This is a genomic window from Stenotrophomonas maltophilia group sp. RNC7, from assembly GCF_030910085.1.
In the GTDB taxonomy this organism is placed as follows: domain Bacteria; phylum Pseudomonadota; class Gammaproteobacteria; order Xanthomonadales; family Xanthomonadaceae; genus Stenotrophomonas; species Stenotrophomonas sepilia.
Window position 1 is genome coordinate 104429 of sequence record NZ_JAVFVN010000783.1, and the last position, 13310, is coordinate 117738.

Consider the following 13310-nt stretch of genomic DNA (forward strand, 5'->3'; position numbering starts at 1 on the left):
GCTCCAACGCAACACCCACCCACTGACCAGGAGCATCCCGATGTCCATCGAAAAGGTTCTGTACACCGCCCAGGCCACCTCTACCGGCGGCCGCGAAGGCCGTTCCGTCTCCTCCGACAACGTGCTGGACATCCAGCTGTCGACCCCCCGCGAGCTGGGCGGCGCCGGCGGCCCAGGCACCAACCCGGAACAACTGTTCGCCGCCGGCTACTCGGCCTGCTTCTTGGGCGCGCTGAAGTTCGTCGCCGGCCAGGCCAAGGTCGCGCTGCCGGCCGACACCACCGTCACCGGCAAGGTCGGCATCGGCCAGATCCCGACCGGTTTCGGCATCGAGGCCGAGCTGACCATCAACGTGCCGGGCGTGCCGCGCGAGCAGGTGGAAGAACTGGTGCAGAAGGCACACGTCGTGTGCCCGTACTCCAACGCCACCCGCGGCAATATTGATGTAACGCTGATCGTTGCCTGATGCGGTGCTGCCGGCCAACGGCCGGCACTACCCGCGCGCGGTGCAAAAAATGGGCGGATGCCGGTCGAAACCGAACATCCGCCCATCCCACCTCGGGTGGTCCCCGGCACGCGGCCGGGGACGCATTCGCTACGGCGCGCATCCATCCTTCTGGAGGAGAGCCCCCTTGTTGTTCAAGGGGGTGCGCCAACGGCGCGGGGATAAGGTGGAATGCGCGGACCAGCGACCGGTTACCGGTCGCTGGTGATGAGCTGCACGACGCTGGAGAAATCCAGCTTGCCGCGGCCGGCCTGGTGGTTCATCGAGTACAGGTTGCGCGCCACTTCGCCCAGCGGGATCGAGGCACCGACACTCATCGCCGCTTCCACCGCCAGGCCCATGTCCTTCAGCATCAGATCGCTGCCGAAACCGCCGCTGTAGCCGCGCGAGGCCGGCGCATTTTCCAGCACGCCCGGCCACGGGTTGCACACTTCGGTGGCCCAGCTGCGGCCGGTGCTGACCGCCATCATCTGCGACAGCACCTTCGGGTCCAGCCCGTGCGCCACGCCCAGTGCGATGGCTTCACCGGTCACCGCCATGATCACGCCCAGCGCCATGTTGTTGCACAGCTTGGCGACCTGGCCGGCACCGCTGGCGCCGACATGGAAGATGTTCTTGCCCATCGCCTGCAGCACCGGGCGAGCGCGTTCCAGCGCGTCCTCTTCGCCACCGACGATGAAGGTCAGGGTGCCGGCCTGGGCGCCAGCGGTACCGCCGGAGACCGGCGCGTCGATCATCTGCAGGCCACGCGCGGCGGCCGCTTCGGAAACCTTGCGGGCACTGGCCGGTGCGATCGTGCTGCAGTCGATGACCAGTGCACCGGCCGGGATCGCGGCGAGGATGCCGTCATCGCCCAGGTACACACCTTCAACGTGGCGGCTGGCCGGCAGCATCGAGATCACGACCTCCGCATCGGCCAGGGTATCGCGTGCCGACGACGCCGCGCTGGCACCGGCATCGACGGCGGCCTGCACCGCGGCCGGGACCAGATCGAACACGCGCACGGTGTGGCCGTTCTTGACCAGATTGGCGGCCATCGGGCCACCCATGTTGCCCAACCCGATGAATGCAATGCGGCTCATGCAAGGCTCCTTTCAACAAGGGGAGTGCCCAGGTCGGCCAGCGGATGCGCGGCAGCGGCCCAGGGGGAAGCAAAGAAGGTGTCGGCCCACGCACCGGTGGCCTCGGCCAGGGTGGCCGGGTTCCACTGCGGATTGCGGTCCTTGTCGATCAGCAGCGCGCGGATGCCTTCGGCGAAATCACCATGGGCGGCGCAATGCAGGGCGACGATGTACTCCAGGCGGTAGATTGCGGCCAGATCCTGGCCGGCACTGCGGCGCTGCAGCTCGTACGACAACCGTGCTGACCCAGGTGCCCCGGCGGCGAGCGTTTTCTGTGCCGCCTGCAACCACGCATCATCGGTCTGCAGGCCGGCAATGCGCGCGACAATGGCTTCAAGGTCATCGCCTTCGCACAACGCATCGACCTGCGCCGCGTTGGCCAGCAGCGGACCGGTGGCGGCATCGCTGGCATGCGACTGCAGCAGATGGGTCAGGCGTTCGTGGTTGTGTGCGGGCTCACTGGACCAGGCCACCTGCAGCAGCGCATCGAACACCGCACTGCGGCGCTCTTCGGGCACATGTACATCGGCCAGGCCAGCGTAGATGGCATCGCCCGGGTTGAGCAGCGCCCCGGTCAGGGCCAGGAACAGCCCGCCCTTGCCCGGCACGCGCGGCAGCAGCCAGCTGCCACCGACATCAGGGAACAGGCCAACGGTGATTTCCGGGAAGGCCAGCTTGGAGCGCTCGCTGACCACACGATGGCTGGCGCCGGACATCAGGCCGATACCGCCGCCCATCACGATGCCGTGGCCCCAGCACAGGATCGGCTTGGCGTAGGTGTGGATGAGGTAATCGACGCGGTACTCGACGTCGAAGAACTCGGCGGCGTAGTCGTTCCCGCGGATGTCGCTGCGGCCGGCCTCACGGAAGGCGACCATGGCCTTGTACAGGCTGTGCAGGTCGCCGCCAGCGCAGAACGCCTTCTCGCCAGCACCCTGCAGCACCACCATGGCGATGCCGTCGTCGTCGGCCCAGGCGTTCAACTGCTCCAGCAGCAGGTGTGCCATCGGCAGCGAGAAGCCATTGAGCGTGCGCGGCGCGTTGAGCGTGGCGATGCCGATGCGCATGCCGTTACCGGCCACGCGCTCCTCGAACAGCACCGGTGCGTCGTCGGCAGCGGTGTCGGTGCTCATGCGTTCTTCCACTGCGCGGCGCGCTTTTCCAGGAAGGCAGTCACGCCCTCGACCTGGTCGGCGGTGTCGAACAGATCGACGAAGGCTTCGCGCTCGGCCACCAGCGCCGAGGCGTGGGTGCCGGTGCGGGTGGCCTGTACCAGCGTCTTGCAGGCGGCGATGCTGGTCGGGCTCTGCTTGCCGGCCTTTTTCGCCCATTCCAGCGCCAGTGCCTTGGCTTCGCCCTTGCCGACCTTTTCTTCGGCCAGGCCGATGCGCAGCGCGGTCTCGGCATTGATGCGCTCGCCCAGCAGGATCATGCGCTTGGCCCAGCCCTCGCCGACCAGGCGCGGCAGGTTCTGGGTGCCACCAGCACACGGCAGCAGGCCGACGGTGGCCTCCGGCAGCGCCACCTGGGCGTGGTCTTCGATGATGCGCAGGTCGCAGGCCAGCGCGCATTCCAGGCCTCCGCCCATCGCGTAGCCGTTGATCGCGGCGATCGACACGCCACGGAAACCGGACAGCGCCTCGAAGGCTTCGCCGAAACGGCGCGCGGCTTCGCGCGCTGCGGCCTTGTCGCCGGAAGCGAACTGGTTGAGGTCGGCACCGGCGGAGAAGAACTTCTCGCCGTCACCGGTGATCACCAGCGCGTAGATGTCGCGGTCTGCGTTGAGCGCGCCGACCAGGTCGCGCAGCGCCGACAGGCTGTGCACGGTCCAGGTGTGCGCCGGCGGGTTGTGCAGGGTAACCACGGCGGTGTGGCCATCGACCTCCACCTTCAGGCCCACGTGCTCCTGGGTACGCCAATCCTTCATCGCAGTTCCTCTTCGGTGTTGAGCAGGTGACGGGCAACGATCACCCGCATGATCTCGTTGGTGCCTTCCAGGATCTGGTGCACGCGGCAGTCACGCAGCAGGCGCTCGATCGGGTACTCGCGGATGTAGCCGTAGCCCCCGTGGATCTGCAGCGCTTCGTTGCAGACGTTGAAACCGGCATCGGTGGCGAAACGCTTGGCCATCGCGCACCAGACATTGGCATCGCTGGCACCGGCATCGAGCTTGCGTGCGGCGGTGTGCACCATCTGCCGCGCGGCCACCAGCTGGGTGACCATGTCGGCCAGCTTGAACTGCAGCGCCTGGAACTCGGCCAGCGCCTTGCCGAACTGGCGGCGCTCGCCCATGTAGCGGCGCGCGGCATCCAGCGCGCCCTGCGCGGCACCCAGCGAGCAGGCAGCAATGTTGATGCGGCCACCATCCAGCCCCTTCATCGCCAGCTTGAAGCCGCCGCCTTCCTCTCCCAGAAGGTGGCTGACCGGCACGCGGACGTTTTCGAAGGTGATGCCACGGGTGGGCTGGCTGTTCCAGCCCATCTTCTCTTCCTTGCGGCCGAAGCTGATGCCCGGCAGGTCCGACGGCACTGCAATGGCGCTGACGCCGCCGGCGCCGGCACCGCCGGTACGTGCCATCACCACCAGCAGTTCGGTGGCACCGGCGCCGGAGATGAAGGCCTTCGAGCCGTTCAGCACATAGAAGTCACCGTCGCGCACGGCGGTGGTCTTCAGCGAGGCCGCATCGGAACCGGCTCCCGGTTCGGTCAGGCAGTACGAGGCCAGCTTGTTGCCCGAGGACAGGTCAGTGCCCCACGCATCGCGCAGTGCTGGCTGGCCCCACGTGGACACCATCCACGAGGCCATGTTGTGGATGCTGATGTAGGCCGCAGTCGACGGATCGATGTTGGCGAGCTCCTCGATGACGACGGCGGCGTCCAGCCGGCTCAGGCCGCTGCCGCCCACTTCCGGGTCCATGTACAGACCGCAGAAGCCCAGTTCACCGGCCTTGGCGATCGCCTCGCGCGGAAAGATGCCCTCCGCATCCCATCGCGCGGCGTGCGGTGCCAGTTCGGCCAGTGCGAAGTCGCGCGCTGCCTCGCGGTACGCCTGCTGCGCTTCTTCCAGTTCCGTCGTCATCGAGTGGCTCATGGCTGCTCCTGCCGTTACTTCAGGCTGATCGTGGTGTTGACGCCGTGGCTCAGCGTTTCGTCATCGAACCAGCGCGCGGTGACCGTCTTGGTCTGGGTGTAGAACAGCACCACCTGCTTGCCGTACGGGCCCAGGTCGCCCAGCTTGGAGGCGCGCGAACCGGTGAACGAGAACAGCGGCACCGGCACCGGGATCGGCACGTTGATGCCGACCTGGCCGACGTCGATGTCTTCCTGGAACTTGCGCGCGGCCGCGCCGGACTGGGTGAACAGTGCGGTGCCGTTGCCGTTCGGGTTGCTGTTGACCATCGCGATGGCGTCTTCCAGCGTCTCCGCTTCGAGGATGACCAGCACCGGCCCGAAGATTTCTTCCTGGTAGATGCGCATGTCGGTGGTGACACCGGCAAAGATGGTCGGACCGACGAAGTTGCCCTTCTCGAAGCCATCCACCTGCGGCCTGCGGCCATCGAGCACCAGCTTGGCGCCCTGCTCCACGCCCGAGGCGATCAGGCCTTCCACGCGCTCGCGGGCGCTGCAGGAAATGACCGGGCCGACGTCGGTGCCGGACACGGTGCCGGCGCTCACCTTCAGGGTCTTGGCCTTTTCGACCAGATCCTGCACCCAGTTGCGCGCTTCACCGACCAGCACCAGGGTGGAGGCGGCCATGCAACGCTGGCCCGCGGCGCCGAAGGCCGCACCGACCATCGCGTTGAGGGTCTGTTCCTTGTTGGCGTCGGGCAGCACCACGGCGTGGTTCTTGGCGCCCATCATGCACTGCACGCGCTTGCCGGCCAGCGAGGCACGGTTGTACACGTGGGTGCCGACGCGGGTGGAACCGACGAACGACACGGCCTTGATGTCCGGGTGGTCGCAGATCGCGTTGACCACTTCTTCGCCACCGTGGACGACGTTCAGCACGCCCTTCGGAATGCCGGCTTCCAGGGCAAGCTCGACCAGGCGCATGGTGACCATCGGGTCCTGCTCGGACGGCTTGAGGATGAAGGTGTTGCCCGTTGCAATCGCCATCGGGAACATCCACAGGGGGATCATCGCCGGGAAGTTGAACGGTGTGATGCCGGCGCACACGCCCAGCGGCTGCATGATCGTGTAGGTGTCCACGCCATTGGCCACGTTGTTGGCCAGCTCGCCCAGCTGCAGGTTGCCGATGGCGGCCGCATGCTCGACCACTTCCAGGCCGCGGAACACATCGCCTTCGGCGTCGGGCAGGGTCTTGCCCTGTTCGGCGGTGAGGATGTGGGCCAGCTCGCTCATGTTGTCGCGGATCAGCTGCTGGTACTTCAGGAAGATGCGCGCGCGGGTGCCGATCGGGGTCTTGCGCCAGGTCTTGAAGGCTTCCTTGGCGGCGGCGACGGCGGCGTCCACTTCGCCGGTGGTGGCGAAGGGCACCTTGGCCAGCACGTCCTGGGTGGCCGGATTGATCACGTCCTGCCAGTGGGAGGTGGCCGATTCAACGAACTGGCCATCGATCAGCATGCGGATACGGGGCGCTGCAACAGTCATGACGACAATCCCACAGGGTGCGAAAGATGCTTGGCATTATTCACAGCATCCACCTCGATTTCCGGGCTGAATCCGCTTAATCTGGCCAACACGCCCCACGATTCCTGTTAATTCTGTGAATCCCTCAGCTCCCCAGCGGCAACTCGGCCTGCGCCTGCTGCGGCTGCGCGAACAGCGCGGCTACAGCCAGGTTGACCTGGCGCGGGCACTGGGGTTGTCGGCCAGCTACCTGAACCAGATTGAGCGCAACAAGCGTCCACTGACCCCGGCCGTGCAGAAGAAGCTGGGCCAGGTACTCGGGGATGTTTCGGCGCTGTTCGACGAAGATGAGCCCGCCGCGCTGCAGGAAGCGCTGGGCGAGACCCTGCGCGACCTGGGCCTGGCCGAAGTCAGTGCCACCGAACTGCGCGCCCTGGCGGGCAACCTGCCGCAGGTCAGCCGTGCGCTGCTGGACCTGCACCGCCGCCACCTGGCACTGCGCGAGCATGCCGCCGCGCTGGAGTTCCAGCTGGGCGAGCCCGGCGCCGGCAGCACCCTGCCGGCCGGCGACCAGGTGCGCGAGTTCTTCAACCGCATGCACAACCATATTCCCGAGCTGGACGAACTGGCCGAGCGCCTGTTCGCCGAGTGGGGGCTATCGCCTGGGCATGTGGCGCCGCGCTTGCGCCAGCTGCTGGCCGACCGCCACGGCGTGCTGGTGGAAGTGGCCGCACTGCAGGCCGGGCGCGAGAAGCGCCATTACGATGCCGGCACGCGCCGGTTGTGGCTGCCGGACTACCTGGAGCCAGGCCAGCAGGCGTTCCAGATGGCCGCCGAACTGGCCCTGCACGGCTACCTGCCGCAGATCGACGCGGTGGTGGCGCGTGCGGGCTTCACCGATGACGCGCGCGTCGCGCAGGCGCGGGTGGGTCTTTCGAACTACTTCGCCGGCGCGCTGGTCATGCCCTACATGCGCTTCCTGCGTGCGGCCGAGGCCAGCAGCTACGACATCGAACTGCTGGCGCACCAGTTCGGCGTCGGCTTCGAGGCGGTCTGCCACCGGCTGAGCACGCTGGCACGGCGCAGTGCGCCCGGCCTGCCGTTCTTCTTCATCCGCGTGGACCGCGCGGGCAACGTATCCAAGCGCCATTCGGCCACCGACTTCCATTTCTCGCAGGTGGGTGGCTCGTGCCCGCTGTGGATCGTCTACGAGGCGTTCAACCAGCCAGGCCGCATCCTTACCCAGACCGCGCGCATGCCCGATGGCCGCCGCCATTTCTGGCTGGCACGGCAGGTCAGCAGTGGCCCGGTGGGCCATGGCCAGCCGCGCAAGACCTTCGCGGTGGCGCTGGGCTGCGATCTGCAGCATGCCGAGCGGCTGGTGTATTCACTGGGGCTGGATGTGCAGAGCCCGGGCAATTCGGTATCGATCGGGCCGGGTTGCCGGGTGTGCCCGCGCGAGGACTGCATGCAGCGCGCGTTCGCGCAGTTGCCGGGCCGGTAGGGTTGGTTCGGCAGGGCTACGCCCTGCACCTGCGGTAGTGCCGGCCGCTGGCCGGCAACCTAAAAAGCAACAGCGGGCTTTCCGTGGGATGGCGGAGTGGGTCCGGTTGCGGGGGACGCTGCAAGTACCCCTCCGGGGCCCGGCCCAGCCGCTGGCGGCTGTGCGTTCGGGCGCTTGCGAATCAGTGCTTCGCAAGCAAAGCGCCCTCACCCATGTAAGCTCGGTCGCGCCATCCATGGCGCTCACGCCCCCGCAACCGGACCCACCCCGCCTTCGAAAGTTCTTCGCGAGCGGTGGGAACAGCACGGGGTCAGATCCCGTTGCGACGCAACGGGATCTGACCCCATCCGAATACCGCCATTGGTAGGTGTCCACCTTGCTGGGCACATTCTCGCGGTGCGCGAAATGCATCCACGCGTGGCGTGGATCTACTAGTCCCAGAACACGGTCAGTACGCGGTGGCCTTCCGAGGGTTTGGGGGCGTCGACGTGCTCGCCGTACGGCCAGCCTTCGCCCACACCGTCGCATTCCAGACCCTGCAGCCAGCCTTCCACGGTCTCGACGTCGGCACTGGTCAGCACATGCACGTTCTCGGCAGCAGGCCATTCGCTGTCGTCTTCCAATGCACTGCCCCAGTCCTGGTGCAGGCCGACGTACACGCCTTCCACTTCAGGCTTCGCTGCGATCACGGCCAGGCGCGCGTACAGCTCGGCAATCGGCGGGCGACCGAAACCCCATTGGTTGGGCGCGATGCATTCTTCGGAATCATTGCCTTCGAAGTACGCAGCCAGTGGCACCACCGGCAGGTGTTCCGGGTCGCGAGTATCGAGGCGTTCAAGCAGATCCAGCAGTTCCTGGCGGGCAGACATCCACAGCTCCTTGCAACATGAAGCACGATTGTATTGATCGCGCTCAGTAGATCGGCGTCACCTTCATCTGCGGCAGCGGGCGCGGTGCGCCGTCGGTCAGGTCCGGGCCAAGGTCTTCCCAGGTGCGGCCCTGCTCGACCATCTGCGCCCACAGCAGCTGCGAGCCGCGACGCTTGTCTTCCGAGCCCAGCTTGTACGACGGCGGTGCCGGATCGCCACGGGCAACCATCGAGTACGCCGCGCGATAGGCCAGCACCTGCTGCGCCGGGTCGTCGGTACGCGCCACTTCCAACGTGTAGCGCTGGTAGGCCGAGGCCAGGTTGCGCCAGCGGATCCAGTAGTGGTTCCCGAACGAGAACGAACAGAAGCGCGCGCCCGCCAGGCTGCCCTTGTCGGCGATGCGGGTCAGCACCTCCTGCGGCATGTCCAGGTTCATGCCGCCTTCGTCGCCCTGCAGGCTGACGTGCACGATACGGTCGCGGTAACCCGGCGCGCGTGCCTGCAGCAGGTCACGCCAGTTCTGCATGGTCGCCACGACTGCGAACAGGAAGCGCCCCAGCTCGGCTGCGGCGAGCGGCGTGGCAATGGACTGGTAATGCCGTTGCCATCCGTGGCGGTTTTCGGTGGGCAGGAACACGGCACGTTCCAGCGCCTGTCGGCCATCACTGCCGCGGCCCACGTCCTCGGCATGCTGCGGGTAGACCAGGTTGATGGCGAAGGTCGGCCAGCGCGGTAGCGCGGCATCAAACAGATGGATCGGGAAGTTGCTGCTGATGCCGCCATCGGAGAACCAGCAGATGCGGAACGCGGTGATCACCGGGCCGCAGGTCTGCCCGGCGCTGGTCAGCCCTTCCATGCTGTCGGCCACGTTATGTTCCTCGTCGGCGGCAGGTGCAGTGGGTTCGCAGCGGCGTTCGCGGCGCGAGGGCTCATGCAGCGGCACCGCGCTGATCAGCAACGGGAAGCTCAGGCTCATGCGCGTGGCCACCAGCACCGGCAGCTTCGAACCCTGCGGCAGGTGGTAGTACCGGCGCCCTTCCACCTCCAACGGCGGGCCGGCCTGCGTCACCAGCCACTGCACCACGCTGGCCGGGAACAGCTGCTCGAATTCCTCGCGCAGGAACCAGAACTGCGCGCCACCCAGCGGCAGCGTACGCGGCTCGTTGTGCGACACGCAGGTGGTGATCATCTGCAGGCTGATCGCATGCGGGCTGTCCGGCTCGCCGGCATAGCGCGGCGCGTCGTGCAGGTCGGCGAAGGTCAGCGGTGCATCCAGCGGCTTGCCGGACAACTGCTGCAGGCATTCGTGCAGCCACTCGGTCAATGCCGGGTTACGTGCATCGCGACCGAGGCCACTGCACAGGCCCAGCAGGTTGCGCCGGGCCACGCGCGCCACGCGCAGCGCGGCTCCGGCCACGCCTGCACCGTAGGCGCACAGCAGCGACGGCAGCAGCGTCGCGGCCACGCCGCTCCAGCCACCGCCCCACCCGCCCAGGCCGAGCAGCAGCGCCAGCGACACCAGCACTTCCAGCGGCGCGATCTCGAATACCGCCACCGCCAGGCACAGCAGCTTGTGCGGCAAGCTGGCATTGCCGGTCAGCACCACCAGCAGCCGATAGGCCGCACGCGCGCCCCGCGCCGGTTGGAACAGGCTGTAGATGAACCCGCGCCGCGACAACTGCGCCGACACCGCCGACAGCCCGCCATAACCGGCATCACCGGGCAGGTGCTCGCCGGCCTGCTGGCGCCGATCACCGTATGCCGCCGCAGCCGCCACCGCCGCAGCGATGGCGCCGGCAGAGGTGCCGCCGATGCTCTTGAACCGATACTCGCGTGCCAGCGCCAGTACCGCATTGGGGTACACGATGCCGCTGGTGATGCCGCCTTTCATGACCAGATCGCAGTACTTGTCCGCCACCGTCTTGCCCCCGAGCCTACCGTCCGCCGCGTGGATGCCAGTATGGCGCAGCGGCTTCTCAGGGCCTGAGAACACCACCGCAGTCCGGGCAGGAATCTGCGGCGTTCAGCCGATGGCAGGCCTGCAGGCTTGACCGGCTCCACCATCGGCGTAGCATCTGCAGCAAGCCAAGGGACAGACCCGCGGCTGCCACAACGACATGAGGGATTCTCATGGAATTCGACTATCTCGTCTTCATCGGGCGATTCGAGCCCTTCCACAACGGCCACGCCGCCGTTGCCCGCCTGGCCCTGAGCCGGGCCCGCAAGCTGATCTTCCTGGTCGGCTCTGCCGATACCCCCCGCAGCCTCCGCAATCCCTGGACCGTGGCCGAACGCGCCGTGATGATCCAGGCCGCCCTCGATGGCCACACCGACCGCCTGCTGATCCGCCCGCTGCGTGACCACCTGTACAACGAAGCACAGTGGATCGCCAATGTGCAGCGCCAGGTGGCCGACGCCCTGCGCAACGACGGTGCCGCCGCTGATGCAAAGGTGGGCCTGATCGGCATGGACAAGGATGCTTCCAGCTACTACCTGCGGGAGTTCCCGCAATGGCCGCTGGTGGACGTGCAGCACACCGCCACCCTGTCGGCCACCGAGCTGCGGCGCTACCTGTTCGAAGCCGGCGACATCGACTTCCACGGCGCGCTGCTGATGCTGCGTGGCAATGTGCCGGCGCCGGTGTACGACATGCTCGAAGCGTTCCGCAAAAGCGCGCCTGCGTATGCCCAGCTGGTGGCCGAGTACCGCTTCATCGAACAGTACAAGGCCGCCTGGAAGGATGCGCCCTACGCGCCCACCTTCGTCACCACCGATGCGGTGGTGGTGCATTCGGGCCACGTGCTGCTGGTGCGCCGCCGTTCGGAGCCCGGCAAGGGCCTGTGGGCGCTGCCCGGCGGTTTCGTTGGCCAGGAGCAGAGCCTGCTGGACAGTTGCCTGCGCGAACTGCGCGAGGAAACCCGCCTTAAGATTCCGCTGCCGGTGCTGAAGGGTTCGCTGAAGGGCCAGCAGGTATTCGACCACCCCGACCGCAGCCAGCGCGGCCGCACCATCACCCACGGTTTCCACTTCGAATTCCCGGCCGGCGAACTGCCGCCGGTGCGCGGTGGCGACGACGCCGACAAGGCGCGCTGGATACCGGTGAGTGAGGCGTTGGACATGGGCCCGCAATTGTTCGAAGACCACCTGCACATCCTGGAGTATTTCCTCGGCCGCGGCTGACCTGCCCGGCTCTCCCCACCGGCGGATAGACCGCTGGTGTCACTCGACGCGAAGGAGCTTCCGTCATGCACTACCTCGATAACCTTCTCCTCAACACCGACAGCTACAAGGCCAGCCATTGGCTGCAGTACCCGCCGGGTACCGATGCCACGTTCTTCTACGTGGAATCACGTGGCGGCCTGCACGATCGCACGGTGTTCTTCGGCCTGCAGGCGATCCTCAAGGACGCCCTGGCACGACCGGTCACCCACGCTGACATCGACGACGCTGCTGCGGTATTCGCCGCCCATGGCGAGCCGTTCAACGAAGCCGGCTGGCGCGATATCGTCGATCGGCTCGGCGGCCACCTGCCGGTGCGCATCCGTGCCGTGCCCGAGGGCAGCGTGGTACCCACCCACCAGGCACTGATGACCGTCGAGTCGACCGACCCGGCTGCGTTCTGGGTGCCGTCGTACCTGGAAACGCTGCTGCTGCGCGTGTGGTACCCGGTCACCGTGGCCACCATCAGCTGGCATGCACGGCAGACCATTGCTGCGTTCCTGCAGCAGACCAGCGACGATCCGCAGGGGCAGCTGCCGTTCAAGCTGCACGACTTCGGCGCCCGCGGTGTATCGAGCCTGGAATCGGCCGCGCTGGGTGGTGCCGCACACCTGGTCAACTTCCTCGGCACCGACACCGTATCGGCCCTGTGCCTGGCCCGCGCGCACTATCACGCGCCAATGGCCGGTTATTCGATTCCTGCCGCCGAGCACAGCACCATCACCAGCTGGGGCCGCGAGCGCGAAGTGGACGCCTACCGCAACATGCTGCGCCAGTTCGGCAAGCCGGGCGCGATCGTGGCAGTGGTGTCGGACAGCTATGACATCTACCGCGCGATCAGTGAGCACTGGGGCACGACGCTGCGTGATGAAGTGATCGCTTCGGGCGCCACCCTGGTCGTCCGCCCCGACTCGGGTGACCCGGTGGAGGTGGTGGCCGAAAGCCTGCGCCGGCTGGATGAAGCGTTCGGCCATACCCTCAACGGCAAGGGCTACCGCGTACTCAACCACGTGCGGGTGATCCAGGGCGATGGCATCACCCCGGATACGATCCGCGCCATCCTGCAGCGCATCACCGGCGACGGCTATTCGGCCGACAACGTGGCCTTCGGCATGGGCGGCGCGCTGTTGCAGCGGCTGGACCGCGACACCCAGAAGTTCGCGCTGAAGTGCTCGGCAGCACGGGTCGAGGGTGCGTGGATCGACGTCTACAAGGACCCGGTCACCGATGCCGGCAAGACCAGCAAGCGTGGCCGCATGCGCCTGCTGCGGCGCCTGGATGACGGCAGCCTGCACACGGTGGCGTTGCCTCCCAGCGGTGACGAGGCGCTGCCGACCGGCTTCGAGGATGCGATGGTGACCGTGTGGGAGAACGGGCGCCTGCTGCACGACCAGCGCTTGGATGAGATCCGCACGCGGGCTGCGGCGGGGCATTGACCGCGTATCCCGGGGCCAGCGCCCGTTGCCACGCAACGGGCTCCAGACCCTGCGCTCTTGACCGGCG

11 protein-coding genes are annotated in these 13310 nt (G+C 67.3%); 4 read left to right on the forward strand and 7 right to left on the reverse strand.

The genetic code is table 11. The features are described from left to right. The first annotated feature begins 40 nt into the window (after positions 1 to 40). On the forward strand, positions 41 to 466 hold the full coding sequence (locus RCF13_RS18975; protein WP_061478828.1) for an organic hydroperoxide resistance protein: 426 nt from the start codon (positions 41 to 43) through the stop codon (positions 464 to 466). Positions 467 to 696: 230 nt separating this feature from the next. Here RCF13_RS18975 and mmsB read toward each other — a convergent pair whose 3' ends face one another. From mmsB to RCF13_RS19000, 5 genes are read right to left on the reverse strand one after another with little or no spacing between them, the layout of a single operon-like run. Further along, positions 697 to 1587 carry a 3-hydroxyisobutyrate dehydrogenase gene (gene mmsB, locus RCF13_RS18980; protein WP_005420650.1) on the reverse strand — a complete coding sequence of 297 codons (891 nt, stop codon included), beginning with the start codon at positions 1585 to 1587 and terminating at the stop codon, positions 697 to 699. Then, positions 1584 to 2759, reverse strand: a complete 1176-nt coding sequence (locus RCF13_RS18985) for an enoyl-CoA hydratase/isomerase family protein (protein WP_134968606.1) — start codon at positions 2757 to 2759, stop codon at positions 1584 to 1586. Before RCF13_RS18985 ends, mmsB begins: the two co-directional genes overlap by 4 nt. Then, positions 2756 to 3553 (reverse strand): enoyl-CoA hydratase, encoded by a 798-nt coding sequence (locus RCF13_RS18990; RefSeq protein ID WP_061478830.1) that lies wholly within the window; start codon positions 3551 to 3553, stop codon positions 2756 to 2758. The genes RCF13_RS18985 and RCF13_RS18990 overlap by 4 nt, the downstream gene beginning before the upstream one ends. Further along, on the reverse strand, positions 3550 to 4716 hold the full coding sequence (locus tag RCF13_RS18995; RefSeq protein WP_061478831.1) for an acyl-CoA dehydrogenase family protein: 1167 nt from the start codon (positions 4714 to 4716) through the stop codon (positions 3550 to 3552). The genes RCF13_RS18990 and RCF13_RS18995 overlap by 4 nt, the downstream gene beginning before the upstream one ends. Before the next feature lie 14 nt (positions 4717 to 4730). Continuing rightward, a complete protein-coding gene (locus tag RCF13_RS19000; protein ID WP_231352474.1) occupies positions 4731 to 6236 on the reverse strand; it encodes a CoA-acylating methylmalonate-semialdehyde dehydrogenase in 1506 nt (501 codons plus the stop codon). A gap of 115 nt (positions 6237 to 6351) precedes the next feature. On the opposite strand from RCF13_RS19000, the gene RCF13_RS19005 reads away from it, so the two are divergent. Then, a complete protein-coding gene (locus RCF13_RS19005; protein ID WP_134968607.1) occupies positions 6352 to 7719 on the forward strand; it encodes a short-chain fatty acyl-CoA regulator family protein in 1368 nt (455 codons plus the stop codon). Between the two features lie 431 nt (positions 7720 to 8150). Here the strand turns inward: RCF13_RS19005 and RCF13_RS19010 are convergent, their stop codons facing one another. Both RCF13_RS19010 and RCF13_RS19015 read right to left on the reverse strand, forming a co-directional pair. Beyond that, entirely contained in the window at positions 8151 to 8588 is a 438-nt protein-coding gene (locus RCF13_RS19010) for a hypothetical protein (RefSeq protein WP_134968609.1), read from the reverse strand. 43 nt (positions 8589 to 8631) lie between these two features. After that, entirely contained in the window at positions 8632 to 10506 is a 1875-nt protein-coding gene (locus RCF13_RS19015) for a patatin-like phospholipase family protein (RefSeq protein ID WP_308141452.1), read from the reverse strand. Positions 10507 to 10712: 206 nt separating this feature from the next. Here RCF13_RS19015 and RCF13_RS19020 point away from each other — a divergent pair, with 206 nt between their 5' ends. Then, a complete protein-coding gene (locus tag RCF13_RS19020) occupies positions 10713 to 11768 on the forward strand; it encodes a bifunctional nicotinamide-nucleotide adenylyltransferase/Nudix hydroxylase (RefSeq protein WP_134968610.1) in 1056 nt (351 codons plus the stop codon). Positions 11769 to 11833: 65 nt separating this feature from the next. After that, on the forward strand, positions 11834 to 13243 hold the full coding sequence (locus RCF13_RS19025) for a nicotinate phosphoribosyltransferase (RefSeq protein ID WP_134968611.1): 1410 nt from the start codon (positions 11834 to 11836) through the stop codon (positions 13241 to 13243). Positions 13244 to 13310 lie beyond the last annotated feature (67 nt).